26 protein-coding genes are annotated in these 24,104 nt (G+C 49.7%); 10 read left to right on the forward strand and 16 right to left on the reverse strand.

Features of this window, described 5'->3' with window-relative positions; translation table 11 throughout:
- The first annotated feature begins 22 nt into the window (after nt 1–22).
- The 3 genes from E5354_RS07535 to E5354_RS07545 are packed head-to-tail and all read left to right on the forward strand — an operon-like array spanning nt 23 to nt 2,280.
- Complete coding sequence (locus E5354_RS07535) at nt 23–679, forward strand: HPP family protein (protein ID WP_168353849.1); 657 nt, start codon at nt 23–25, stop codon at nt 677–679.
- Nucleotides 680–706: 27 nt separating this feature from the next.
- Nucleotides 707–1,576, forward strand: coding sequence for an NAD kinase (locus E5354_RS07540; protein WP_135947026.1), 870 nt, complete (start codon nt 707–709; stop codon nt 1,574–1,576).
- Entirely contained in the window at nt 1,573–2,280 is a 708-nt protein-coding gene (locus tag E5354_RS07545; protein ID WP_135947028.1) for a M48 family metallopeptidase, read from the forward strand. The genes E5354_RS07540 and E5354_RS07545 overlap by 4 nt, the downstream gene beginning before the upstream one ends.
- A gap of 7 nt (nt 2,281–2,287) precedes the next feature.
- Here E5354_RS07545 and E5354_RS07550 read toward each other — a convergent pair whose 3' ends face one another.
- The 9 genes from E5354_RS07550 to E5354_RS07590 all read right to left on the reverse strand — a co-directional run bounded on the left by E5354_RS07550 (nt 2,288) and on the right by E5354_RS07590 (nt 12,042).
- Nucleotides 2,288–4,384, reverse strand: coding sequence for a sensor histidine kinase (locus E5354_RS07550; RefSeq protein WP_135947030.1), 2,097 nt, complete (start codon nt 4,382–4,384; stop codon nt 2,288–2,290).
- Between the two features lie 133 nt (nt 4,385–4,517).
- Complete coding sequence (locus E5354_RS07555) at nt 4,518–5,918, reverse strand: ATP-dependent RecD-like DNA helicase (protein WP_135947032.1); 1,401 nt, start codon at nt 5,916–5,918, stop codon at nt 4,518–4,520.
- Between the two features lie 9 nt (nt 5,919–5,927).
- Nucleotides 5,928–6,872, reverse strand: a complete 945-nt coding sequence (locus E5354_RS07560; RefSeq protein WP_123394865.1) for a DMT family transporter — start codon at nt 6,870–6,872, stop codon at nt 5,928–5,930.
- A gap of 18 nt (nt 6,873–6,890) precedes the next feature.
- Entirely contained in the window at nt 6,891–8,381 is a 1,491-nt protein-coding gene (cysS, locus tag E5354_RS07565) for a cysteine--tRNA ligase (protein ID WP_370271091.1), read from the reverse strand.
- A gap of 32 nt (nt 8,382–8,413) precedes the next feature.
- Nucleotides 8,414–8,725: a DUF3467 domain-containing protein gene (locus tag E5354_RS07570; protein WP_135947034.1), complete on the reverse strand. Its 312-nt coding sequence runs from the start codon at nt 8,723–8,725 to the stop codon at nt 8,414–8,416.
- Nucleotides 8,726–8,737: 12 nt separating this feature from the next.
- The gene (locus tag E5354_RS07575) at nt 8,738–9,409 is read right to left on the reverse strand and encodes a hypothetical protein (RefSeq protein WP_135947036.1); all 672 of its coding nucleotides are present in this window, start codon (nt 9,407–9,409) and stop codon (nt 8,738–8,740) included.
- A 15-nt stretch (nt 9,410–9,424) separates the two neighbouring features.
- Nucleotides 9,425–10,093, reverse strand: a complete 669-nt coding sequence (locus E5354_RS07580) for an ABC transporter ATP-binding protein (protein WP_135947037.1) — start codon at nt 10,091–10,093, stop codon at nt 9,425–9,427.
- Nucleotides 10,090–10,815 (reverse strand): ThiF family adenylyltransferase, encoded by a 726-nt coding sequence (locus E5354_RS07585; protein WP_135947039.1) that lies wholly within the window; start codon nt 10,813–10,815, stop codon nt 10,090–10,092. The genes E5354_RS07580 and E5354_RS07585 overlap by 4 nt, the downstream gene beginning before the upstream one ends.
- Nucleotides 10,816–10,845: 30 nt before the next feature.
- Complete coding sequence (locus E5354_RS07590) at nt 10,846–12,042, reverse strand: aminopeptidase C (protein ID WP_135947041.1); 1,197 nt, start codon at nt 12,040–12,042, stop codon at nt 10,846–10,848.
- Between the two features lie 332 nt (nt 12,043–12,374).
- Between E5354_RS07590 and E5354_RS07595 the strand changes: the two genes are divergently transcribed.
- Together E5354_RS07595 and E5354_RS07600 are read left to right on the forward strand one after the other, a co-directional pair.
- On the forward strand, nt 12,375–12,995 hold the full coding sequence (locus tag E5354_RS07595; RefSeq protein WP_135947042.1) for an FKBP-type peptidyl-prolyl cis-trans isomerase: 621 nt from the start codon (nt 12,375–12,377) through the stop codon (nt 12,993–12,995).
- A gap of 31 nt (nt 12,996–13,026) precedes the next feature.
- Nucleotides 13,027–13,923: an FKBP-type peptidyl-prolyl cis-trans isomerase gene (locus E5354_RS07600; RefSeq protein ID WP_123394872.1), complete on the forward strand. Its 897-nt coding sequence runs from the start codon at nt 13,027–13,029 to the stop codon at nt 13,921–13,923.
- An 88-nt stretch (nt 13,924–14,011) separates the two neighbouring features.
- On the opposite strand, the gene E5354_RS07605 is transcribed toward E5354_RS07600, so the two are convergent.
- The 6 genes from E5354_RS07605 to E5354_RS07630 all read right to left on the reverse strand — a co-directional run bounded on the left by E5354_RS07605 (nt 14,012) and on the right by E5354_RS07630 (nt 18,542).
- Nucleotides 14,012–14,473 (reverse strand): Lrp/AsnC ligand binding domain-containing protein, encoded by a 462-nt coding sequence (locus tag E5354_RS07605; protein ID WP_123394873.1) that lies wholly within the window; start codon nt 14,471–14,473, stop codon nt 14,012–14,014.
- 254 nt (nt 14,474–14,727) lie between these two features.
- Nucleotides 14,728–15,087: a preprotein translocase subunit SecG gene (secG, locus tag E5354_RS07610; RefSeq protein ID WP_135947044.1), complete on the reverse strand. Its 360-nt coding sequence runs from the start codon at nt 15,085–15,087 to the stop codon at nt 14,728–14,730.
- A 12-nt stretch (nt 15,088–15,099) separates the two neighbouring features.
- Complete coding sequence (locus E5354_RS07615; protein WP_135947045.1) at nt 15,100–15,882, reverse strand: hypothetical protein; 783 nt, start codon at nt 15,880–15,882, stop codon at nt 15,100–15,102.
- Between the two features lie 10 nt (nt 15,883–15,892).
- On the reverse strand, nt 15,893–16,420 hold the full coding sequence (locus tag E5354_RS07620) for an LptE family protein (protein WP_246863767.1): 528 nt from the start codon (nt 16,418–16,420) through the stop codon (nt 15,893–15,895).
- 50 nt (nt 16,421–16,470) lie between these two features.
- Nucleotides 16,471–17,688, reverse strand: coding sequence for a sigma-54 interaction domain-containing protein (locus E5354_RS07625; protein WP_135947047.1), 1,218 nt, complete (start codon nt 17,686–17,688; stop codon nt 16,471–16,473).
- The gene (locus tag E5354_RS07630; RefSeq protein ID WP_123394877.1) at nt 17,685–18,542 is read right to left on the reverse strand and encodes a lysophospholipid acyltransferase family protein; all 858 of its coding nucleotides are present in this window, start codon (nt 18,540–18,542) and stop codon (nt 17,685–17,687) included. Before E5354_RS07630 ends, E5354_RS07625 begins: the two co-directional genes overlap by 4 nt.
- A gap of 361 nt (nt 18,543–18,903) precedes the next feature.
- Here E5354_RS07630 and E5354_RS07635 point away from each other — a divergent pair, with 361 nt between their 5' ends.
- The gene (locus tag E5354_RS07635) at nt 18,904–19,434 is read left to right on the forward strand and encodes a hypothetical protein (RefSeq protein ID WP_135947049.1); all 531 of its coding nucleotides are present in this window, start codon (nt 18,904–18,906) and stop codon (nt 19,432–19,434) included.
- A gap of 100 nt (nt 19,435–19,534) precedes the next feature.
- Here the strand turns inward: E5354_RS07635 and panB are convergent, their stop codons facing one another.
- Nucleotides 19,535–20,353 (reverse strand): 3-methyl-2-oxobutanoate hydroxymethyltransferase, encoded by an 819-nt coding sequence (gene panB, locus E5354_RS07640; protein ID WP_123394879.1) that lies wholly within the window; start codon nt 20,351–20,353, stop codon nt 19,535–19,537.
- Nucleotides 20,354–20,535: 182 nt separating this feature from the next.
- Here panB and E5354_RS07645 point away from each other — a divergent pair, with 182 nt between their 5' ends.
- From E5354_RS07645 to ribF, 4 genes are read left to right on the forward strand one after another with little or no spacing between them, the layout of a single operon-like run.
- Entirely contained in the window at nt 20,536–21,234 is a 699-nt protein-coding gene (locus tag E5354_RS07645) for an XRE family transcriptional regulator (RefSeq protein WP_135947050.1), read from the forward strand.
- Nucleotide 21,235: 1 nt separating this feature from the next.
- Nucleotides 21,236–22,036, forward strand: a complete 801-nt coding sequence (trmB, locus tag E5354_RS07650) for a tRNA (guanosine(46)-N7)-methyltransferase TrmB (RefSeq protein WP_135947052.1) — start codon at nt 21,236–21,238, stop codon at nt 22,034–22,036.
- A gap of 32 nt (nt 22,037–22,068) precedes the next feature.
- A complete protein-coding gene (locus tag E5354_RS07655) occupies nt 22,069–23,175 on the forward strand; it encodes an Mrp/NBP35 family ATP-binding protein (RefSeq protein WP_135947054.1) in 1,107 nt (368 codons plus the stop codon).
- 2 nt (nt 23,176–23,177) lie between these two features.
- Entirely contained in the window at nt 23,178–24,101 is a 924-nt protein-coding gene (gene ribF / locus E5354_RS07660) for a riboflavin biosynthesis protein RibF (protein ID WP_135947055.1), read from the forward strand.
- Nucleotides 24,102–24,104 lie beyond the last annotated feature (3 nt).

Below are 24,104 nucleotides of genomic sequence, written 5' to 3' on the forward strand. Positions count from 1 at the left end.
ATAAATAAGAAAGCGAAAAGTTTTGACAGCAAAAGACGCCATATCACCACAAATTGTGCCTTTACGCTCGGCTACTACCTATAGAGAGGGTCTTGAAGAGATGCGTAACGCAGGCCGTCACATTCTCCCGGTGGTTGACGACGGGGTGTATATAGGCCTGGTGAGCGACTCGGCACCGCTTTATGCTATGGAGAGTGTAGGCGATGCGGTCACCGTTATGAAGCCGGTAATTGCGTCCACCCCAATGCCGCTGCTGTTGTGGCGAATGGTCGATGAGCAGGCTTCGATATTCCCTGTTGTCGACGACCTTACCGGCGATTACATAGGAGCTGTCGACCGAGAGTCGATTATCAGGTCGGTAGCGCGGCTTTTCCCTCAGGTTGATGAATCCACTGAATTGACCATAACCTGTCGTCCGAGCCAATACAGTGCATCGGCCATCGCGCATGCCGTTGAGGATGCCGACGCGCATCTGCTTAATCTTAATGTTACAGCCGGCACGGCACCCGACTGCCCCACAACAGTGCAGTTGCGTGTCAACCACAGTCGCGGAGAGTCGGTGGCACGCTCGCTGCAGCGTTACGGATATGACACGGTTGAAATGGCCGGCACGCCGGGACTTGTAAATTCGGATCTTGCCGAGAGGGTGAACGCCTTGTTGCACTATCTGGAGGTGTGACATAAGAATTAAACGGATATTGATGTTATGAGAATAGCGGTTTACGGCAACAGTTACCAGGAAGAGCATCTTGAAGAGCTTTCAGCGCTTTTCGAGTTGCTGTCGACGCATAATGCCTGGGTTGAGATTGAGGCTTCGTTCTACCGTTATCTGTGTAAGGTGTTGCCTACGCCTCCCAAAATAAACGATGTGATAGAGGGCGACGATTTTTCGGCAGCCATTGCCTTAAGCCTCGGCGGTGACGGAACTTTCCTGCGCACCGCGCAATGGGTGGGGAAAAAGGAGATTCCGATATTGGGAATAAACACCGGGCATCTGGGATATCTTGCCGATGTGAGAATAAGCGATGTGGGCAAATGCCTTGAATGCGTATTCAACGGAAACCACCGCATAGATTCACGCACGATGATTGAGGTCGATTGTGCTGAAACCGATGTCGACGGATGGCCTTACGCTCTAAATGAAGTGGCTATCCTTAAGCAGGATACATCGTCGATGATAGACATGGAGGCCCGAATAGGCGATGCATTGCTCGCCAATTACCGGGGCGACGGATTGATAGTATCGACACCTACCGGTTCGACAGGTTATAATCTGTCGGTGGGCGGACCGATATTGGAGCCTTCGGCGCCCGTGTGGGCCATTTCGCCCATTGCCGCCCATTCGTTGACCATGAGGCCTCTTGTTGTCAGCGATGACAGCGTGTTTACGGTCACGACACATTCACGGTCGGACGCTTACCGACTGAGTCTTGACGGCCGTTCGGTGAGTCTTGCCGCCGGAACGACCGTGACGATGAGGCGTGCGCCTTTCGTGACAAAAGTCATTCAAAGCCAGGATCACCATTTTTCCGACACGTTGCGCGACAAATTGCTTTGGGGCATTGACAAAAGATGAGAGAGGCAAAGCTTGTCGAATTTCCCTATTTGGGCCCTGTGAGAATAGCGTTTCGCAACAATACGTCACGCATAAGTGCGCGATGGAAGGACGGCATTGTGAGTGTGTCGGTTCCTTCGGGGATGGAATTCAATGAAATATTGAGGACAATAGAGCGTTTTACGCCACGGCTCATGTCGTTGCGCAAGGATGTAACTTATCGGGAAGGCGTCATGGACTTTGACGGCATAACCTTTGAAATCAGGAGGCAAAGCGTTTGTCCCGAAAAGGTGCTTGGCTCGATAAGGATGCCGCAGGCATTTATAGAGGTGGGAGTGTCGCTCGACATGGACAGCATTGAGGTTAAGCGTGCCATAAGCAGAATTATGTGCAGGATTGCTTTCAATGTTGCCGACAAGGTACTGCTTCCCGGAGCCCGTAGTCTGGCTGCGAAATTGAATTGCCGACCGGCAGAGTGGGGTATAATGCGAGGACATTCCACGCTTGGCCGCTGCAGTGGCTCAGGTGTGATTCATCTGAGTTATGTGCTTGTGTTCATGCCTCAGGAGCTGCGTGACTACATAGTGTGTCACGAGCTCGCACATCTTGAGGAAATGTCACACTCCAAGCGCTTCCATGCGATATGTGACAAGCTTTGTTCGGGGCGTGCCGCCGAGCTTGAGCGCAAGCTGAAAGCTTATAGATGGCCAATAATCAAGATGTAGCAGCGTATCAGGATATGGGATGTATGAACAGGAATCGTGCACCATTGCGATAATTCGGGTCGATGCACACTTCTCCGTTAACCATGTTGGCTATAAGACGGCATATATGCAATCCGAGTCCCGATCCTTGTGAGAAGTTGTTGACTTTCTCAAATCGGTTGAATATCATCTTCATCTTGTCGGCAGGGATGCCTATTCCCGTATCGGTAACCGAGAATATCACCTGTTTATTTTCCTTGTCTACTTTGTATCCCAAAGTTATCGAGCCCCGAGATGTAAATTTTGTGGCATTTTTGAGAAGGTTTATGAGCACTTGCTCGACGCGGGCTGCATCGGTGTTGAGTACGAAGTCTTTATCGCCTTCGTTTTCAAACTTCATGATTACTCCGGGGTTGGCGAGGTGCTCGACCACGCTTATGGCTATCGAGCATATCTGCTGTAGCGATGTGGGTTTGGAGTCAAGCTTAATTGTTCCCGTTTCCATTCCGGCAGTATCAAGCACGTCGTTTATGAGCGTGAGAATCATTTCGTTGTTGATCATGATTATGTCGGAATAGCGTTCCATGTCGCCTCGATATTTTTCGGGTATGCTGTCGACTATAAGTTGTGAGAATCCTATGACGGCACTCAACGGAGTGCGTATTTCGTGACGCATGTTTCTGATGAACTGTGTTTTCATCTTGTTGGCGCTCTCGGCCTGGTTGCGCGCCTCGATCAGCTCCTGTTGCGCCGTGATGAGGTTTTCTTGTTCCCTTTGCAGCTTTTCGCGCGATTTTTCAAGATTCTTGGCGAGTTTTCTTGTTCTGAGGTACAGGCATATAGCTATTACAAGCATTATGAGCAATATGACACCTGCTATTATGAATATGCGCAGCATGTTGCGGTTGGACTGCAGTTCGGCATTGCGCATTTCAAGTTCAAGCTCTACATTTCGGTTGCGGAGTTCGTTAATGTCAAATCTTATCTGAAGTTCCTTGTATATTTCGGCGGCTTTCAGCTTGTTGTACTCTTCAAGCTGCTTGTTGTAGGCCATTGTGGCATCAAGGAGTGACTCCTTGTCGTTTATCGCGCCGGCGGCTTCCATCATCAGCTTGAGGAATTGTCGTTTATGTGATGCGTTGACAGGATTGTCGATCTGTTTTTTCAACAACTGCAGGGCTTCCTTGTAGCGCTTTGTAGCCATAAGATAGTATATGGTGCTGCGCTGATTGTGCATGATGTCGTTTCGGATGGTCGAATTGCGGCGTGATATCGCGTTTATCTGGTTGTTGTAGTCCTCGATTTCTTCGGGCGAAAGTACCGAGTAGTTGCTGAGCATGCGACGGTATACGTTATAGTAGTTTGCGTCGTAATTCCTGTAGCGTCGTCCTTGACTGCGGTAACGTTTTTCAAGCTCTTTGACTATTTTCAGCTGCTCCTTATCGGCGGCTATAGCCTGAACATACTGGTTATTGGCCGTGTATATGGGCCCCATCTGCGAATAGTACATATTGCGTAGCGGGTTATATTCCTGGGGCAGTCGATTGATGAGGTTTATTAGCTTGTTGGCATAGTCGACATATAGCTCACCGTGGGTTGTGGTTCCAAGATATATGCATAGGTTGAAGAGCTGCCTTATGCGGTCGTACAGGTCGTTGCTGGGTTCTTCGTTGTATTCTTTCATAAGCTCGCGCAGTCGGTACTGGCGCTCGGCTTCGGTTGCGTTGCTTGCTTGTTTGGCGTTAAGCGCTATTTCAAGAAAAAGTTTTGTCATTTTCTTGTCATCGCTCTCAGGAACGAGTTCGGTTTCGGCTATTAGCACTTTGTGCATCGAATCGGACGGTGCGATCAGATATAGGTTTGAGAGATTACGAAGTATGTCAAGCTGTACATCGTAGAGCTTGTTTGCCTTGGCAAATTCGTAAAGTTCATTACCTATTTCCTTTTGATCCTTGCGTGGTGTAATGTCGAATATATTATACATTATGTTCAGACTGTCGGCAACGGTTTTTGAACGGGATAGTTCACGCTGCAAACTGTCACGAACAGATATAGGTGCTGATAATAGATGATTGATGTTCATCATCAGCAGTGTGACGAACAGAAATAGTTTTAATCGGGACATTATGTCATGTTAGGTTAATATTGCAAAAATAGGGATTTTTGTGAAAAGCGTAGTATAAAAACGATTAAAACAGACCATCAATTAACCAAATTGTAATCATGGTTAGTGAAAAATAGATTTGATTATAACGCAATCAGATTATTTCAACCGTAGGGCTCAGAAGGTATAGATTGTAGGTGGCGCGTGTCACGGCAGTGTACAGCCAACGATAGAAGTCGATTCCCATCGCTTCGGGAGGAATGTAGCTCATGTCGATAAAAACATTGCTCCATTGTCCGCCCTGCGCCTTGTGACATGTCACGGCGTAGGCATACTTCACCTGTATTGCATTGAAGTAGGGGCTCTTCAAGGCATTGGCGGCTCGTGTGGCTGCCGACTGCTCGCTGTCGTCGGGGTCGGCGACTATGCTCTCGTAGAGTTTCATCATGACCTCGCGGCTCATTGAAGCGTCGTCCGATACAAGAGTGTCGAGCATAATCTTACAGTCAAGGGTTATTTCACGGTCGGGGAGCAGTAATCTTACATCGGCAAACCGGTGACCGTAGCGTGACTCGGTGGCATATATCTTTTCAACCATCGCGACATCGCCGTTGGCAATGAAGTCGAGCCCCTTTATCTCCTTGCTCCAGTAGTAGTTGTTTTTTGCGACAAGAAGCAGTTCTTCGGAAGCAAGCTCCTCTTCGCTGTAGAATATGCGTGAGCGTATTGCGAGATTAAACTCGGTGGCGCGTTTGTTGGAGCGTGTTATCAGGATTGTTTGGGATACTCCGTCACGTGCGTAGGCTTCGTTTATCATGTCCTCAAGTTCTTCACCGTCGACTACGTTTACATCGCCAAATGGTGTTACGGTGAGCTTTGGCGGGGGCAGTGGATCCTTTTTCATAGCACGTCTAAGCCATGTGGCGTTATATAGGATTCCGGAGTCGGATGCCTGCCTGACGGTTGCAGTGAGCACCGCGCGATTGACTCTCAACCCGAGCGACCGCAGCTGCTTAACGCTCATGGCAGGACTCTCTTCGCATCCTACAGGTGGCAGCTGGGCGGTGTCGCCGAGTAGAATCAGTCGGCAGTTGATGCCTGAATAGACATAGTGTACAAGGTTTTCAAGAAGATTGCCCGATGAGCTGTCGTCGCCTATCATGGATGCTTCGTCGACGATGAATACGACATTGGTCGAGTTGTTACGTGCCTGACGGAGCACACGTGCCGATGTGATGTCGTTGCCTCCCACGCTGTAGATGCGCCTGTGTATAGTGTAGGAGGGGTGCTTGGCAAATGCACCGAGCACCTTGGCGGCGCGTCCCGTAGGCGCGAGCAGCACGGTGCCTATGCCCACCGAATTGAGTGTGCGTACAAGTGCGGCACATAACGATGTCTTTCCCGTGCCGGCATAACCGTTGAGCAGGAATACGGTATCGGAAGGTGTGCGTGACGAGCAGAACCGTGACAACGCCGCTATCACCTCGACTTGCTGTGAAGTGGGGGTGTAGGGCAATGAGCTCACGACAAGCTCGGCAAACTGCATCGTATCCATCGTGCGGGTTTATTGTTTTGCCGGTTGCGGCTTGTCGGTAGTGGAACGCGTGACGAAAGCCACACCTATGAATATCAGCGCCGTTGCGGTGATTTTGGTCAATCCGAATGCGGCTATTCCTATTGCTGTTGCAAGCAGGGCCGAGAACACAGGCTGGAAATAGGTGTACATGCTCACTACCGTAGGCTTAAGCAGACGCTGGGAGTAGGGTATGAGCAGGTAGGCGATGAACGATGCGAAAATGATGATGTAGGCTATCGACCACCACACGAAAGGAGGCAGCGAGGCGTAGTCGACCTCCATGAGCCATGGCAGACAACATGGAACGTAGGTGACGGCCGAGAACCAGAACATCCACTTCATCATGGTCCATGGCGAATAGCGGCTTATTATGTCCTTGAATATCACGTAGTACAACGCGGCGCAGAATTGGGCGGCAAGGCACAGGATGTCGCCAAGTATGGGGTTGGTCGAGCCGTGGGAGCTGTCGTTGTCCGACAATACAAGCATCAGTGCACCTCCAAGGCCTACGGCCACTCCGGCAGCCTTCATCCATGTTATGGGCATTCCTATGAGTATTGCCGCAAGAATCATGGTGAAAATAGGCGTTATGGTACACATGACAGTAGCGTCGATGGGTGATGTCAGTCCGACTCCCATGATGTAAAGCCCTTGGTTGCAGGCAATCATCAGGATGGATGCGAGAAACAGCTTCATGTAGTCGCCTCGCATTATTTTTTCCTTCTTTACGATGGACGAGGGCAGCATCATGTCCATCAAGAAGAAAACCAAAGCTCCCCCGGCGATTCTTATCGCCGAGAGAGCAATCGGGCTGACCAGCCCTGTAAGCAGTATGGTCTTGGAGATAGGGGCCATTATACCCCACACCATATTGGCAAACAACATTGCCAGATGTCCTTTCCAAGCTCCGTTGTCGGATAGCGTACGAGCCATTTTTTCAGTTATGAATCGCTATTTTTTGAGGCTCCATTCGTAGCCGTCCTTGGTGTCCTTTATGTCAAAACCTATTTCACCGAGTCGATTGCGTATAAGGTCGCTTGTGGCCCAATCCTTTGATGCCTTTGCTTTAGCGCGGATGTCGAGAAGCAGTCCCACAGCATCCTCAAAGGGCTTCAGCGCCTCGCCCGATGACGCTCCGTTACCGAGAATGTCGGTGCGTATACCAAGAATGTCGATCAGGAATATGTCAAAGAGCTCTTTCAGTTCCTTGATGTCGTCGGCTGTGGCTGTGGCCTTTCCGTCATTGACCTGATTTATGAGTCGGCATGCCTCAAAGAGGTGTGCGATTACAATAGGCGTGTTGAGGTCGTCGTCCATTGCCTCATAGCATTTTGCTCGAAGTCCTTTTACATCTATGGTCGATGTTTCCGACGGCGTAAGTTCGTAGAGTCGTCGCCATCCTTCAAGCATTCGGTTAAGAGCCTTCTCCGAAGCCTGGAGCGCTTCGTTAGAGAAGTCAAGAGTGCTTCGGTATTGAGCCTGCAGGATGAAGAAGCGTATGGTCATGGGAGAGTAGGGCTGTTCAAGCGACGGATGCGAGCCGGTGAAGAACTCATCGAGTGTGATGAAGTTTCCGAGTGATTTGCCCATCTTCTGTCCGTTGATGGTGATCATGTTGTTGTGCATCCAGTAGTGTACGGTTTCTTTGCCGTTGTGAGCCACCGACTGAGCTATCTCACATTCGTGATGGGGGAACATCAGGTCCATGCCGCCTCCGTGTATGTCGAATGTTTCACCGAGATATTTTTCGCCCATGGTCGAGCATTCAAGGTGCCAGCCGGGGAATCCCTCGCTCCAGGGCGAAGGCCAGTGCATTATATGTTCGGGCGCGGCTTTTTTCCAGAGGGCGAAATCGGCCGGATTGTGCTTCTCCTGCTGACCGTCAAGTGCACGTGTGGTTGCGAGCAGCTCATCGATGTTGCGTCCCGAAAGTTTGCCGTAATGGTGGTCGCGATTGTATTTGGGGACATCGAAATATACCGAACCTTCGCTGATATAGGCATATCCGCTGTCAAGAATCTTCTTTATATATTCAATCTGCTCGATAATGTGACCCGATGCGTGAGGCTCGATCGACGGCGGCAGTACGTTCAGGTCGTCCATGGCCTTGTGGTAGCGGTTGAGGTAGTGTTGCACGACTTCCATGGGTTCGAGTTGTTCAAGACGGGCTTTCTTGGCAATCTTGTCCTCACCTTCGTCGGCATCGTGTTCAAGATGGCCCACATCGGTTATGTTGCGCACATAACGCACCTTGTAGCCGAGATGAGTGAGGTAGCGGTAAAGGATGTCGAACGTTATTGCGGGGCGTGCGTGACCGAGATGTCCGTCACCGTAGACAGTGGGACCGCATACATACATTCCCACTCTTCCTTCATGTATTGGCACGAAACGTTCCTTGCGGCGTGACAGGGAATTATATAAAGAAAGATAGTTTTCGATCATTGTAGTGATTTTAGTGAGTTACGTTTAAATTATCAAGCTTTGAAGGGATTGGGCAGGTCACCGTTGTTTCCCATAGGGCGGCGAGGCTCAATCACGCCGAATGTCTTCTCATACAGTTCTACATTCTCTCGCAGGGCAAAAAGCAGTTGTTTCGCATTTTCGGGAGTCATGATTATACGGCTCTGAACCTTGGCTTGCGGCAGGTTTGGCGCAAGCGCGATGAAGTCCATGAAGAATTCGTTAGGTGAATGTACTATCATTGCGAGATTGGCATAGTGACCGTTTGCCACTTCGGGAGTAAGCTCTATCTTAATCTCGTTCTTTTTTCCGTTGTTGTTATCCATATCGTGAGAGTGTTATTGTTTTTTAGTGAATATGTAGACATCCTTTTTCAGGTTTATGTCGTTGACATGTACTTTTATCGACTGACAAGTGGGGAGTGACCACACGTTGGTCATATCGAATGAAGCATAGGTTTCCATCATGTAGTTTTCGGGCTGACCTTGCTTGTCATGGACGAGGTAGACCTCGGGCTGCGGATTTTTCAGTGTGAGAGAGTCGACCACAAGTCCGAATTGGCGCGGTTTTTCGGAGTATTCCACTTTCATGCGCAGGTTCAGGTAGTTGCCGGTGCGCCATATCGAGTTAAGGAATACCGGCGTGGCTGTCCAGTTGTATTTTTCGATAGGGCGTATGCGCGTTGTGTCGTTGTTTATTAGCGTGAGTCCCACAACCTTTATGGCTCCTGAAACATAGGGTTCTCCCGATTCGGGATAATATCGGAGCAACACGCGGTTGTTGACGATTTTTTCAGGGAGGTCGACATTGCCGGCGGTGAGTTTTATGAGCGGAGAGTCATCGTAACGTTGAAATTCAAACCGTGTGTCATTGCCCACCGATGTGACAGTGACAATGTCGCTCAGCATCATCTCGGTGCTATACTCCTCGTCGCTGCATGAGCTCAAGGTCACGGCCATTAGTGCGGCCATGAATGATGCTATTGTCTTATGTCGGAAAATATGTGTCATCTAGGCAATGGTGTCTTATTTTTGATTTATTATTTCAGTTATGTGACCGTCACGCATGTGTATTATGCGGTCGGTGTCGGCGGCCAGCGACTCGTCATGGGTGACGATGACAAATGTTTGTCCCATGTCGCGGCGAAGGTCAAAGAACAGCTTGTGCAGTTCACGCCTGTTGTGGCTGTCGAGGCTTCCCGACGGCTCGTCGGCGAGCACTACACGGGGGCTGTTGACAAGTGCGCGCGCCACTGCGGCACGCTGTCGCTCGCCTCCCGAAAGCTGGGCCGGCTTATGGTCGGCCCGTGCGGTGAGTCCGAGGTACTCTATCAGCTCCTTGGCTTTGGAAAACGCATCGGCACGGCTGCTGCCTCCGATAAGTGCCGGCATTGCCACATTCTCAACAACGGTAAACTCGGGCAAAAGTTGATGAAACTGGAAAACAAAGCCTATGTTGCGGTTGCGGAATTTAGCAAGTCGTGCGTCCTTAAGCGACATGACATCCTCGTCGTCGTAAAGCACCCGTCCTGAGTCGGGGCGTTCGAGAGTGCCTATTATTTGCAGCAGAGTTGTCTTTCCCGCTCCGCTGGGACCCACAATCGACACTATTTCGCTCTTCATAATGTCGAGGTTTATGTCGGAGAGCACTTGCAGGTTGCCGTAGCTCTTTGATATGTCGCGTACTTGTATCATCTTTTTCCTGTAATGCTGTTTATGGCATAGGCGGCAAGCATCATGCCGAATATGGCCGGTATCCATGCCACGGTTCCGAATGATGAAGCCTTGCAGGGCATCTCGTCGGTGAACATCAGTGAACTGCGTTGAGCCTGTTCAGTAGAAAACACTACTTTTACGCCTGAGGTTATTCCGCACTGTTTAAGCCGCTGACGCACAACTCGGGCAAGCCCGTCATGGAATGTTTCGGAAATGTCGGCATAACGTATTTTCGTGGGGTCGACGCGTCCTCCTGCACCCATCGACGATATCAGCTTGATCTTATTGCGACAGCAGTGCTGAATCAAGGCTATCTTTGGCGCTATTGAGTCGATGGCGTCGATGACATAGTGGGGATTGTCGCCGAGAATCGACGATACGTTATCAGGAGTCATGAACATCTCCAATGCCGTGACGGTACATTCCGGATTTATGTCGTGGATGCGGCGTTTCATGACCTCGACCTTGGGTGCTCCTATTGTCGAGTGTAGAGCCGGCAGCTGTCGGTTGAGATTGCTCGGGGCTACTACATCGGCATCGACGATGGTTATGTGGCCCACACCTGCGCGTGCGAGCATCTCCACCGCGTAACTGCCCACGCCGCCGGTGCCCACAACGGTTATGCGCCGTGTAGCAAGCAGCTCCACTGCTTCGTTGCCGAGCAGCAGAGCCGTGCGTTGGTTGAAATCATTTACCGGCATTGGTGTGCAATTGCGGGTGTTGATGAGTTGTTACTTTATCTTTGCCGCTGTTGCCGCAGGTATTGCGTTGCGGTTGACGAGTATGCTGAGAGTCTTTGCGAGGAAATAGGGTTCAGATACGTAGAAATATCCGTCATATATCTGGTTGGTGTCCCACGAATTCTTGACCTTGTAGTACTTGTTGCCCTTCTGGTCTACGGCCTTGCCTACGATTACCATGCCGTGGTCGTCGGTCGTTTCCTGACGGTCAAACATATCCTGGCGTATCTCGGGGGTGATTTCCATCTCTTCAACCGGACCCTTTATGTCGAAGCGTGAGTTGGCGCGGTCACGGTCGGAAAGCTTCACCCAACGGGCGAGTTCGGTACCGGTAAGATCCTTCTCGTTCTTTTCCTTAGGCATTACGGCAAAGCCTTCATTCCACTTGAAGCCGCCTTCGCTTACATCGGCAGCCCATACAACCGAGTAGCCTTTGTCGATAGCGTTGTCGACAACAGCCTTAAGCTCGTCAAGAGGCACATTATAGTAGTTGCCCCAAAGCCAGTTGTCGGACACCTCAAGACCGAAAGGCTTGTAGTAGGGGTGATGGGTAAACGAGGTGAGGGGCACATAGTCGTCCATGTCGAGATTGAGCTCGGCTGCGAAACTTTGCGGGGTGTAGGTTTTGCCTTTATAGGTGAACGATTCAGGCACTTCGCCTAAATAAGCGTCGAGGATTCCTTCAAATCCTTTGAGCCATGCGGTTGAATATTTGCGGTCGTGCTTGGCGATAACTGCGTCAAGATAGGCCTTCATGACAGACGAAAGCTCGCCGTGAACGTGCTTTTTCTCGCCATAGTTCAGGCCTGCGTAAGCTTCTTCGGGCATTGCGCCGTAGTGTTCCCACACGTAGGGCACATCAAGGATGCTGCCTCCCTGTGAAAAATTGGTGGCACCGTTCATCCTTACATATTTCTTTGCTTTGTCGATGTAACAGTTGCGCACAACAAACATTTCGCTGAGATCGACTTCGGGAGCGCCTTTGTGCATGGCTTCTTCCTCAAAGAATGAGTTTCCTGAGAAACACCAGCATGTACCTGTCTGGTTCTGGTCCTTAACGGGTGTGGTCTTGACCACTTTCACATCGGTGAATTTGAATCCTGTGCTGTCGTTTTTGGCAGCCTTGTCATCAGCGCTGGCGTTGAAAGCCACTACGCCGGCCAAAATGGCACTTAAAAGCAGTTTCATAATATAATGGCAATAAATTTTAGTCGTTAGCTACAAAATTACACAAAATTAGTAATAATTGAAACAATCGTCTTTATAAATGTTCCTATTTATCGGAAGGGTTAAAAAATATTGTTTATCATGGTGTTGGAGCGGGGTTGCGGAACATTGGTCGAGGATGTTATGTTATATGGTTGAGTGACTGCAAACAGAGGTAAAATATGATTGTGTCGGAGGACGCAGTCGTCAAATGATTCATGTGGCATATATCAGATTTTTTGACAATCCAAATATTCTATCTAAATTTGTAGCTTGGTAAAGTTATCGAAATTTTTTACTTAATTATAAACAACATGGATAACCAAGATTTAGACCGTATAAGCTATGCTTTAGGGTTGAGTATGGGAAATAATTTCCGCAATTCGGGTATCAAGACTATCAATGTCAGCGATTTTGCCGACGGAGTTGCCGCTGTTTTTGAAGGCGCCAAACCTAAAATGAGCTATGACGAGGCAAAGGAAGAGATACGCATTTTCTTCCAGGCCATGGAAGAGGAGCAGCGTGCAGCCGCTCAGAAGATGGGTGAGGTGAATGCCGCTGCCGGAAAGGCTTTCCTTGAAGAGAACGGCAAGCGCGTGGAAGTTAACGTTACTCCTTCGGGTCTTCAGTATGAGGTGCTGGAAGAGGGAACAGGCAAGCAGCCTTCAGCAGGCGACAACGTTACCGTACATTACACCGGCAAGCTCATCGACGGTACTGTATTTGACAGCTCGGTCGACCGCGGAGCACCTGCAACTTTCGGCGTAACTCAGGTGATACCCGGATGGGTCGAGGCTCTTCAAATGATGAAGGAGGGCGCAAAGTGGCGTCTTTTCATTCCGTCAAACCTTGCTTACGGACCTAACGGCGCCGGTAACATAATCGGCCCCAACTCTACCTTGATATTCGATGTAGAGCTTATAAAAGTGAATTAAACCAATTTATAATCAAATCAAAAAAGGAATTATGAAGAAATTATTTATGGCTTGCGGAGTATGCGCAATGCTTTTTAGCGCTACCGCATGCAATAAAAGCAACGCGGCCGGAAATGAGGACGCTGCGTTCAATGATTCAATCGCCGAACTCGCCGGAAAGGTAATCGGCTCGGAAATCGCCGGAAGTCTTGGTCAGTCAATGACTCCCGAACAGCTTAAGAAGGATGCCTATATACGCGGTATGCAGGTTGCCATCATGGCCGATACATCGGATATCGCATATCTTCAGGGATTGCGTGCAGGTGTAAACCTCGCACAGAACTTTGACGCTATGGCCAAGCAGGGCGGCATCGATATCGACCGCAACGTGTTCATGGCTTCGTTTAAGAAGGCATTCCTTGCCGACAGTGTAAACTCGGATGAGTTGTCGGCCAACAACATGGCTCTCCAGTTGATGATGCAGCGTGCGCAGCAGCGCAGCGAGGAGCGTCGCAAGGCTGAGCTTGAAAATGCTCCCGAGGCAAAGGCCAATCGTGAGGCAGGCGAGAAGTTCATTGCCGACTTGAAGGCAAAGGATCCCTCAATAAAGACTACCGAATCGGGTCTTTCATATAAGGTGATCACTGAAGGTGCCGGTGATTCAATAACCGATACCGACCGTGTGGCTGTCATCTATAAGGGTGAGCTTACCGACGGAACCGTATTTGACGATTCAAAGGGTGAGGCCCGCACATTCAGCCCCCGCAGCGTAGTGCCCGGTTTCGGTGAAGGTCTTAAGCTGATGAAGAAGGGTGCCAAGTACATCCTCTACATCCCCGGTGACCTTGCTTACGGTGTTGAAGGACAACCCTACGCAAAGATTGGCCCCAACCAGACTCTCGTGTTCACTGTAGAAGTAGCAGGTGTAAACGAAACTCCCAAAAAGTAAGTAGTATCGCACACCATATATAAAATAAGTCCCTGCCGCTCATAAACGGCAGGGACTTTCTATATAGGGGCGAATGTAAAAATCCTTGTTATTCGTAGTGTACCGGAATTTCGCGGTTGATGCTGTCATCAAGCGAAATGAGCGTTTCGGTGCCTTTTACACCGTGAATCATCTGTATTTTGTCGTTAAGCAGCTCCATAAGATGCTCGTTGTCGCGAGCATATAGCTTTATCAGCATGGTGTAGGGGCCGGTAGTGAAGTGACATTCTACTACCTCGGGGATTTTTTCAAGTTCGGGGACTACATCACGATACATGGCTCCACGTTCAAGATTAACGCCTATGTAGGTGCATGTGCGGTAACCGAGCACTTTGGGATTTACATGATAGCCCGATCCTGTGATTACCTTCAAATCAATCATTCGTTGAATGCGCTGATGTATTGCAGCGCGCGACACGCCACACTCTGTTGCCACATCCTTTGACGGGATTCGTGCATTGCGCATCACTATCTCAAGTATTTTTCGGTCAAGGTTGTCAATTCTTTCCATATAGGAACAAAATTATCGTTTTGAGTTGAAATGGAAAGCAAAAGTAGTGATTATTTTTTACAAACAAAGCAAAATGTTATAAAAATCATCTATTTTATGACCGCTTAATCAAAAAACGCTGTTATTCAGTGGCTGTATTTAGCCGAAAGCAGTAGTTTATGGTCTATGCAGTTGTATATAAAAAGATAAAAAGGCACCCTGCTGTAGATTGTGTACCGCAGGGTGCGCTGTGTATTTTACGCTTTTGTGCGTTATTATTCGCCTTCGGGAGCTGTTGCAGGTGCTGTGGGAAGCACGGGAGTTGCTGCGGGAGCTACATCGGAGTTGAAGTCGGCGGGCTGAGTCTGTTCGGTAGCCTGAGGCACGATGCGCGATGAGCTTTTGATGATGTTGCGCGGCATTGTGAATACACCGAGTATGGCAAGAAGGCATATTGCACCGGCAATCCACCATGTTGCTTTTTCGATGAAGTCATTGGTGCGGCGTACACCCATTACCTGGTTGGCACCACCGAATTGTGAAGAAAGGCCTCCGCCTTTTGATTTCTGTATAAGTACCACTCCGATCATGAGAATCGAGGCGATAACAGTGAGAGTGATAACGACTACATGCATTGTTTTTTGTTGTTATTTTTGTTTTTGATATTGCTGATTTATGATAAGTTTCTGTAAGAAACGTAATTGGTCTGCAAAGTAAACACTTTTTTCCGGATATTTCAAACTTAAACCGCTTATAATTTCAAAAGCTTTGGCATAACGGTGTTGTTTTATGTAAATTTTGGCCAAACTTTCGCTTAATAGGGAGTCATCCTGCACTTCAGGGGCCTGAATGGGTTCTTCGGGCGTTTTTTCACTGACGGTGTCTTCGGGCTTCTCGGCGCTCTCTTCGCTTGTCGCCGGGAAGTGTCCGTGATTTTCCTTGCTCTTGATGATAAATGCGTTTATCAAGCTCTCCCGGCTGTCGCCTGCAGCTTCTTCGGGCAGGGGCAGGCTGTGCTCCTCTTCGTCGGCGAGCAGTAGGGCGTAGTCGGGGGTGGGGTTGAATATGAGGCGCTCAAGCAGCTCGTCCTCGCGGGGGGTCGGCTTTCCGTAGTTTACGATGAAGGTGTCGATTGCTTCATCGGTCGTGGGTGCCGACGGACGGTCGTCGGGCGGATATATGTCGGCTATGTCGGCGGCCATCGGCTCGACTATAGAGTAGAGCACATCCTTTGACGGAGTGTTCAAGGCTATGCGCCGCAGCAGTTTGCGCCTGCGTTCGTCGCTCATGCCGTTGTCACGCTTCACCTGCAGCAGCGCGGGGACGGTGAAGTAGGGGTATTGGCGTGACATCTCATCGACCCATGACGAGTCGACTTTGTCGGAGCTGTTTTCAAGCAAGCGTACAAGTGTTTCACGCAGAGTTTCCATTGCTTGTCGATTACCAATTACCGAGGGTGGCGTTGAAAATAAGGTCTACGAGCTGGTCGGTAATCTCCTGACACAGCTGATCCTGCACATCGGTCAGCATTTCGGAGCTGTCGAAGTCCTGATAGGCCGAGAAGGTTTGGTCGACATCGTTTTTCTCATTCTTGGTGTCGGTGTATTTCACTCTCACGGTTATTGTTAGTCGTGTCTTTGACGCGATGGCGTTTTCGGTTACGGCCTGCGGACTGAGGCTGTAGCCGGTTATTTCGCCTTCCATCTCGAGGTCGCTTGCTCCGTCCACAACCTGAAGTCGGGTGTTGCGCGTTATGTAGTCGAGTAATTCGTTCTCAAACAGTTGCTGCAGAGGAGGATATACCAGGGCGGCTCGTATGGGGAACTGTGACACTCTTATCGTCTTGTAGACATTATAGTCGAGTGCGGCTCCGTTGAACTTGTAGCTTATCGTGCAGCTTTGGAATGCGAGCATTACGGTGAGGCAAAGTACGGCTATTCCGGCCAGCCGGCTTTTATATCGTGACATGAAGTTGTTGCGCATTTTGCGGATATTGTATTGGTTTATGTTTTTGTGTACTATTCGAGTCCGTATTCCTTGATTTTGCGATAGAGTGTGCGCTCCGATATGTTTAGCTCCTGTGCCGTGGCCTTGCGACGGCCTTCATTGCGTTCAAGCGCACGCTTGATTGTTTCGCGTTCGGTGTCCTCGAGCGTCATGCCCGAGTCGATGTTTTCGGCATCGGCTTGCGGTGCGGGCTGCTCTTTAAGCAGGTCGTGTACCGGGGTGTAACGCACCAGTGAACGGGGTGAGTCGTCGACCGTAACGGCTTCGTTGTAGGAGTGTCGTCCGTTTTGCATTTCAAGCGATTCGACAGTCGACCGCAATGAGTCGATTTCGTTGCGCATGCGGAATATCATGTTGAACAGCAACTCGCGCTCCGAGGCATAGGAGTGTCCTCCTTCCTGCGATACGGTGGGTGTGAAAACCGATGTTGCCGACGGCAGATAACCGTGAAGGTTTTCGGCGGTTATTTCATTCCCGGCTTCAAAAAGCGCTATCTGTTCTACTACATTCTTTAATTGTCTTACGTTTCCGGGCCATCGGTAGTGCAGCAATGCATGTGACGCGCTCTCCTCAAATGTCACGGCGGGTGTGCGATAACGTTCGGCAAAATCGGCTGCGAATTTTCGCGTGAGCAGCAGTATGTCACCGCCTCTTTCGCGCAGGGGCGGCACGGTTATGTGCACTGTCGAGAGTCGGTAATAGAGGTCCTCGCGGAATCGGCCTTTCTCGATGGCCTTCATCATGTCGACATTGGTTGCCGCCACGATGCGTATGTTGGTTTTCTGTACGGTCGAAGAGCCCACTTTTATGAACTCGCCGCTTTCGAGCACTCGCAGCAGTCGGGCCTGTGTGGTCAATGGAAGTTCGGCGACCTCATCGAGGAATATAGTGCCGCCGTCGGCTTCCTCAAAGTAACCTTTGCGCGATGCCACGGCGCCGGTAAACGCTCCCTTCTCATGACCGAAAAGCTCGGAGTCGATAGTGCCTTCGGGTATCGCGCCGCAGTTTACGGCGATGTACTTGGAGTGCTTGCGTGCGCCGTACTGATGTATTATCTGCGGAAAAAACTCCTTGCCCGTGCCGCTTTCGCCGGTTATGAGCACCGACAGGTCGATCGGGGCCACGCGCAGCGCGCGCTGGACTGCGGCGGTGAGCGCCGGAGCGTTTCCAACGATTCCGAATCGGGCCTTGGCCTGCTGTACTTCAGCTGAAATGTCTACTAAGCTCATCGACGGTCGCGTAATTCGTAGGTTTTACTTTTCAGGAATGTTCCGAGAGCTTCCACCGATTCATGCTGTTTCTGCTCCTCGGGAGTTATGATGTCGCCCACCGATACGTGTATTGTAGTGTGACATTTGCGCCACACCTCGGCGGGAAGGCGCAGTGTGCGCAGTTGCCAGCTTATCATGCCGAGAATGTTGAACCACAGGCTGTTGTGGCCGTGGAAATATATAGGTATCACAGGCACGTTGAGTTGCTGGATGAGTCGTATGATCGAGGGTTGCCATTCGCGGTCTTCGATGCGCAGCTTGCCGTTGATTTTGCTTACGGCTCCGGCAGGGAAGAATCCGATGGGATTTCCGCGGCGTACCTGCATAATGGCTTCCTTGATGCCTTTCATCGACACGGCTTTCTTGGCCGGGTCGTCCGATGCAAGCGCGTCAACGGCTATGAAGTTGGGCCTCATTGCCGATATGTGGTTAAGCACCATGTTCACCATCACTTTAAACGAGGGGCGTATCGAGCCCATCATTGCTATGAGCGATATTCCGTCGAGAGCGCCAAACGGGTGGTTGCTTACGGTGATGAAGGCTCCTTCGGGAAGGTTGTCGAGTACTTCCTTTCCGTCGATGCGTAGATTTATGTCGAAATCCTTTAGAAGATTGCGGGCAAATTCGGGACCGGGCTTGTCGCAGTAGCGGTCATGTACATCGTTCACCTTGTCGACCGAGAGCCAATGAAGCACACGGTTCACGAGCTTTTCGTGACCGCGGGCCTGTGGAGCTATCTCCACGATGTCGTTATAATCGAGAACAGTGCGCTTGATGGGTGCGTTGACTGCTGAATTGTTGTTTGTGTCCATTACATCAATCTATGAACTACAAAGTTACTAAATATCGTTCACACAACAAATCGAGCGGTCATAAAAAAGAAAAAAGAGCCGTATCTCACGACAAGGCTCTAATAAATGTTGTAAAGTGTATACAGGGATGTGATTATGCTTAATACGGTTTGTTTTTGTGATTTGGTCAACTTTCACGCCACAAATATATAACATATTTTTTGTAAAAGCAATTTTATTTTGGATTCTTTATATAAAAAGTGTGAAAAATTTGGATTTTGCACACATGGAGTCAAATTTTTTTTCACAAAAAATATATTTTTATGAAACATTTAGCAATAAATTTGTTACTATGTTAGTGTGAAATTTTTATTAAGGAAAAATGAAAAAGATTATTTTTTCGGTAGCAGTGGTTGCTACTATGGTTTTTGCCGCTTGTAGCGGAGAGAAGAAAGTTCAGGACGAAGCATCTTCAATGCAGTCAAAGATTGAGAATTGCACCAATCCCGACAGCTTGAAGGCCTACGCAGCTCAGGCTCAGGCTTACTATCAGAAGCTTGTTGCCGAGGGTAAGGTTGACGAGGCAAAGGCGTTCCTTGACAAGGTGGAGCCTACAATCAAGGAGAAGGTGCCCTCTCTGGCAGGTGCTTTTGAAACGCTGAAGAGCGGCGTTGACGCACTTCCCGGCAAGGTTGACGATGCTGCATCGGCAGTTGGCGACAGCATAAGCGCAGCCGCCGATCAGGCTCAGCAGGCAGTTGCCGACAAGACCGCTGAAACAAAGGCCGCAGCTGAAGCTAAGGCTGATGAAGTTAAGGCAAAAGCCGCCGACAAGGCTGAGGAAATTAAGGGCAAGGCTGCCGACGCTGTTCAGCAGGGTGCCGATAAGCTTAAGGATGCGCTTGGCAAATAATTTCACCTCGGGATTAAACAATTAAGAAATTAAAATCGCGCAGCGTGCTGTCAATTCAGCAGGCTGCGCGTATTTTTTTTGCCGTGTGTAGTGACGGCTCTTAGTATTGTTCCGATGAGTTGGGGAAGTCGCCGGTCTTTACATCGTCGATGTAGCATGCCACTGCATCGTTGATGACGGTTGAAAGGTCGGCATAACGGCGAAGGAATCGCGGAGAGAAGCCCTTGTTGATTCCGAGCATGTCGTGCATTACGAGAACCTGACCGTCGGTGCCGCCTCCGGCTCCGATGCCTATGACGGGAATCGACACTTCCTGTGCCACACGAGTGGCAAGTGTTGCGGGAATCTTTTCGAGTACGAGAGCGAAACATCCGATTTCCTCAAGCATTTTGGCATCTTCTATCAGCTTGTTGGCTTCGGCTTCTTCCTTGGCGCGTACGGCGTAGGTGCCGAATTTATTGATTGACTGAGGTGTCAGTCCGAGGTGTCCCATTACGGGGATACCGGCGCATAAAACACGTTCTATCGATTCGCGTATTTCAGCTCCTCCTTCCATCTTTACAGCCTCGGCATGGCTTTCTTTCATTATACGTACGGCTGAAGCAAGTGCTTCCTTGCTGTTGCCTTGATAACTTCCGAAGGGAAGGTCTACTACTACAAGTGCGCGGCTGACTCCTTTTACTACCGACTTGGCGTGGTAGATCATCTGGTCAAGAGTTATGGGCAGTGTGGTTATGTTACCGGCCATTACATTTGATGCTGAATCTCCTACGAGTATTACATCCATTCCGGCCTCGTCGATCAATTTGGCCATTGAGTAGTCGTAGGCTGTGAGCATTGCGATTTTTTCACCGCGCTGCTTCATTTCGGTAAGGCGGTGGGTGGTTACCTTGCGCCTGTCTTCAGTGTATGTTGACATGATTATCTATTTGGGATGAAAAACCGCGCAAAGTTACCCTTTATATATATTACAAGCAAGCATATTTATTCAAAATTGGCTTCTCAGCGGTTTTTTACTTATTTTTTAGCTAAATATTAACGATAGAACCGATTGTATATTTGCAATTTATATGTAAATTTGCATTGTTAAAAATCACTATTATGGAAACATCACATACTCAAGGCGGAATAATAGGTCGTATACGTCACCTGATGTATCTCAACCATCTTTCCCAGGCCGGGCTTGCCAAGCTTATCGGTATCGATGCATCCAATGTGTCGAAATATTTGAGCGGAAGGCTTCCGGTGAGTGACGCATTGATCAACAGGATAATAGTAAACCTCAACGTGTCGAAGTCGTGGCTTAAGGATGGTATGGGGTTGCCTTATGAAAAGATGTCGCTGGCTCACGATAACGATGCCGATGATGTCGAGCGACCTGTGAGTCAATCACAGGAGGGAATGCCGGTCTATAATATCGATGTGGCAGCGGGAACTACGGTTCTCAGCCGTGAGCTGACTCGCGAAAACATTATAGGATGCATCAATCTGCCCAACTTGAACCGTGACTGGTGTGTGGTTAAGGTGTCGGGCGAGTCGATGCAGCCTGTCATACGCAATGGCGGTTACCTTGCAATCGATCGCGAGAGCGACCCTTCATCGATATTGTGGGGACAGATATATGTAGTGGTTACCGATGATTTTCGTGTAGTGAAATATGTGCGCAAGCATCCCGACGACCCTGAAAAGGTGATACTGCGCAGTCGCAATGAGAACTTTGACGACATCGAGTTGCAGCGGAGCGAAATAGTGGCCCTGTATCCGGTGAAGTGCATTATAAATCTTGAAATGTGTATATGACATGGGCAAGAACAAGTTAAAGAAATTCAACGACATGGCCACGATGGATTGCGTGTTCCAATATCCGTTTGGTGTGCTTAAGGAGTCGGGATTCCCGATAAAGGGCAGCTGGAGGCGCGACTATTTTCATAACGACAATCCCATTGTGCTTGAACTGGGTTGCGGAAAGGGTGAGTACACGGTAGGACTTGCCGAAAGGTATCCCGACCGCAATTTCATAGGCATCGACATAAAGGGCGCCCGCATGTGGACCGGAGCTTGTCAGGTGCGTGAACGCGGAATGAAAAATGCCGCGTTTCTGCGTACCAACATAGAGTTGCTTCCCTACTTTTTTGCGCCCGACGAGGTTGACGAGATATGGATTACCTTCCCCGACCCGCAGATGAAGAAGGTGACAAAGCGTCTTACCGGAACCCGCTTTCTCGGACTTTACCGTCAAGTGATGAAGGATGGCGGCGTAATAAACCTTAAGAGTGACAGCCCCTTCCTTTATACCTATACGCGACTGATGACGCAGCTCAACGGTTTTGAGGTGATTACCGATACCGCCGACTTGTATAATGACGCTACGGTGGACGGTGACATACTCGGCATACGCACTTTCTATGAGCAGCAGTGGCTCGACCGCGGACTTACCATAAAATATATAGCGTGGAAGCTTGACCGTGAAACTCCGTTGCAGGAGCCCGATGTGGAGATAGAGCACGACACCTATCGAAGTTTCTCGCGCGGGGAGCTTCAATGTCCCGAACTGTGCAACAATCCCGAAGTGCGCCCTAAGGGGAGTCAAAGTGAAAAATAAGATTCATAAAACAATAAAACAACATCATAGATATGGAAACATTATATCCTCGTCTTATTCTTGACGCGCTTACCAATGTGCGTTATCCGGGTAACGGCAAGAACATCGTCGAACTTGGAATGGTGGAGGACGACATTCGCATCGACGGTAACAAGGTGAGCTTTTCGCTGATTTTCGACAAGTCGACCGATCCCTTTGTGAAGTCGCTCGTTAAGGCTGCCGAAACGGCTATTAATACCTACATCTCGCCCGAGGTGGAGATAAAGGGAAACATTGCTGTGAAATTCCGTCACACAACTCCCGAACCGCGAGAGAATCCGCTTCCCGGTGTTAAAAACATCATAGGTGTGTCGTCGGGCAAAGGCGGAGTGGGCAAGTCGACCGTTGCGAGCAATCTGGCTGTGGCTTTGGCGCGACTCGGCTATAAGGTGGGATTGCTTGACGCCGACATATTCGGGCCTTCGGTTCCCAAGATGTTTGGAGTCGAGGACGAACCCATATATATGGAAACAGTCGATGGAAATGACCTCATAGTTCCAATCGAGAAGTACGGAGTGAAGGTGCTTTCAATCGGATTCCTTGTCGACCGTAACAGCCCCGTGCTTTGGCGCGGTGCAATGGCTTCGCGAGCATTGAATCAGCTCATAACTCAAGCCAACTGGGGCGAACTCGACTATTTCCTCATCGACATGCCTCCGGGAACGAGCGACATACACCTTACACTTGTGCAGACACTTGCCGTTACGGGTGTCGTGATTGTAAGTACGCCTCAGGAAGTGGCACTTGCCGATGCACGTAAGGGTATCGCCATGTTTACCGATGAAAAGGTCAACGTGCCGGTGCTTGGAATAGTGGAAAACATGGCATGGTTCACTCCTGCCGCTCACCCCGACGAGCGTTACTATCTGTTTGGCCGCGATGGTGCGGTAAAGCTTTCCGAAGAGCTTAAGGTGAAGCTTCTCGCTCAGATACCTATTGTTGGTACAATATGTGAAGGTGGTGACAGCGGTTCGCCAATCGCGTTGAACGACAGCATAACCGGTGAGGCGTTCCTCGGCCTCGGGCGTTCGGTTGTTGAAGCGGTTGAAGAGCGTAACTCCCAGTTGCCTCCGTCGGCAAAGGTTGTGACTCACTCTTAAGGATGAATCTGCTGACTTCCTATGACAGGACACGGCCGAGAATTGCGGCCGTGGGGATGTTTGACGGAGTCCATGCCGGGCACCGTCATCTCCTTGATGTGCTCTGTCAGGCGGGCGACGAGATGGGATTGTCGCCTACGGTGATTACGTTTCGCAATCATCCTCGCAAGGTGGCTAATCCCGGTTCGCGAGTGGAGATGCTTTCTACGCTTGACGATCGGCTGGATATGCTCTCTCATGCCGGGATAGCCGATTGTGTGGTGATGGACTTTAACGACGGATTGCGCTCCATGTCGGCCCGCGACTTCATTGTCATGCTGCGTGACGATTATTCGGTAAAGGCCATGGTGAAGGGTTTTAACAACCGCTTCGGACATGAGAGGAATCTTGACCTGGATGACTACATCAGGATTGGCCGCGAGGAGGGTGTTGAGATAATATGCGCCGATGAATATCGTAGCGTTGCGACACCTTCGGTAAGTTCGTCGACTGTAAGGAAGTTGCTGCATGAGCATGAAGTGGGGAAGGTGGCTGAGTTGCTTGGCCGGCCTTACTCGATAAAGGGGCGTGTGATACACGGCAAGAAGCTTGGCCGTCAATTGGGATTCCCTACCGCCAATATAGAGCCGATAGGTGATTCCATATTGGTGCCGGGTAACGGAGTGTATGCCGCATTTGCCACCATAAGCGACGGTAGTCGGCATCGGGCAATATTGAACATAGGTCATCGTCCTACGGTTGACGGATGCGATTCGCCTGTAAACATTGAGGTGCACATAATGGATTATGACGGCGATCTCTACGGAACAGAAATGCGCATTGAGTTTATGGCTTTTCTTCGTAAGGAGATGCGCTTTTCAGGTCTTGACGAGTTGAAAGCGCAACTTGCGCGTGATGCCGAGGCTGCCAATGCCCTGTTGCTATAGCAC

This window comes from Muribaculum sp. NM65_B17, from assembly GCF_004793735.1.
GTDB lineage: Bacteria > Bacteroidota > Bacteroidia > Bacteroidales > Muribaculaceae > Muribaculum > Muribaculum gordoncarteri.

Coding starts and splice junctions, on each gene's coding strand:
- E5354_RS07540 (WP_135947026.1), top strand. CDS start 707: ATGAGAATAGCGGTTTACGGCAACAGTTACCAGGAAGAGCATCTTGAA.
- E5354_RS07545 (WP_135947028.1), top strand. CDS start 1,573: ATGAGAGAGGCAAAGCTTGTCGAATTTCCCTATTTGGGCCCTGTGAGA.
- E5354_RS07550 (WP_135947030.1), bottom strand. CDS start 4,384: ATGTCCCGATTAAAACTATTTCTGTTCGTCACACTGCTGATGATGAAC.
- E5354_RS07555 (WP_135947032.1), bottom strand. CDS start 5,918: ATGGATACGATGCAGTTTGCCGAGCTTGTCGTGAGCTCATTGCCCTAC.
- E5354_RS07560 (WP_123394865.1), bottom strand. CDS start 6,872: ATGGCTCGTACGCTATCCGACAACGGAGCTTGGAAAGGACATCTGGCA.
- cysS (WP_370271091.1), bottom strand. CDS start 8,381: ATGATCGAAAACTATCTTTCTTTATATAATTCCCTGTCACGCCGCAAG.
- E5354_RS07570 (WP_135947034.1), bottom strand. CDS start 8,725: ATGGATAACAACAACGGAAAAAAGAACGAGATTAAGATAGAGCTTACT.
- E5354_RS07575 (WP_135947036.1), bottom strand. CDS start 9,409: ATGACACATATTTTCCGACATAAGACAATAGCATCATTCATGGCCGCA.
- E5354_RS07580 (WP_135947037.1), bottom strand. CDS start 10,093: ATGATACAAGTACGCGACATATCAAAGAGCTACGGCAACCTGCAAGTG.
- E5354_RS07585 (WP_135947039.1), bottom strand. CDS start 10,815: ATGCCGGTAAATGATTTCAACCAACGCACGGCTCTGCTGCTCGGCAAC.
- E5354_RS07590 (WP_135947041.1), bottom strand. CDS start 12,042: ATGAAACTGCTTTTAAGTGCCATTTTGGCCGGCGTAGTGGCTTTCAAC.
- E5354_RS07595 (WP_135947042.1), top strand. CDS start 12,375: ATGGATAACCAAGATTTAGACCGTATAAGCTATGCTTTAGGGTTGAGT.
- E5354_RS07600 (WP_123394872.1), top strand. CDS start 13,027: ATGAAGAAATTATTTATGGCTTGCGGAGTATGCGCAATGCTTTTTAGC.
- E5354_RS07605 (WP_123394873.1), bottom strand. CDS start 14,473: ATGGAAAGAATTGACAACCTTGACCGAAAAATACTTGAGATAGTGATG.
- secG (WP_135947044.1), bottom strand. CDS start 15,087: ATGCATGTAGTCGTTATCACTCTCACTGTTATCGCCTCGATTCTCATG.
- E5354_RS07615 (WP_135947045.1), bottom strand. CDS start 15,882: ATGGAAACTCTGCGTGAAACACTTGTACGCTTGCTTGAAAACAGCTCC.
- E5354_RS07620 (WP_246863767.1), bottom strand. CDS start 16,420: ATGTCACGATATAAAAGCCGGCTGGCCGGAATAGCCGTACTTTGCCTC.
- E5354_RS07625 (WP_135947047.1), bottom strand. CDS start 17,688: ATGAGCTTAGTAGACATTTCAGCTGAAGTACAGCAGGCCAAGGCCCGA.
- E5354_RS07630 (WP_123394877.1), bottom strand. CDS start 18,542: ATGGACACAAACAACAATTCAGCAGTCAACGCACCCATCAAGCGCACT.
- E5354_RS07635 (WP_135947049.1), top strand. CDS start 18,904: ATGAAAAAGATTATTTTTTCGGTAGCAGTGGTTGCTACTATGGTTTTT.
- panB (WP_123394879.1), bottom strand. CDS start 20,353: ATGTCAACATACACTGAAGACAGGCGCAAGGTAACCACCCACCGCCTT.
- E5354_RS07645 (WP_135947050.1), top strand. CDS start 20,536: ATGGAAACATCACATACTCAAGGCGGAATAATAGGTCGTATACGTCAC.
- trmB (WP_135947052.1), top strand. CDS start 21,236: ATGGGCAAGAACAAGTTAAAGAAATTCAACGACATGGCCACGATGGAT.
- E5354_RS07655 (WP_135947054.1), top strand. CDS start 22,069: ATGGAAACATTATATCCTCGTCTTATTCTTGACGCGCTTACCAATGTG.
- ribF (WP_135947055.1), top strand. CDS start 23,178: ATGAATCTGCTGACTTCCTATGACAGGACACGGCCGAGAATTGCGGCC.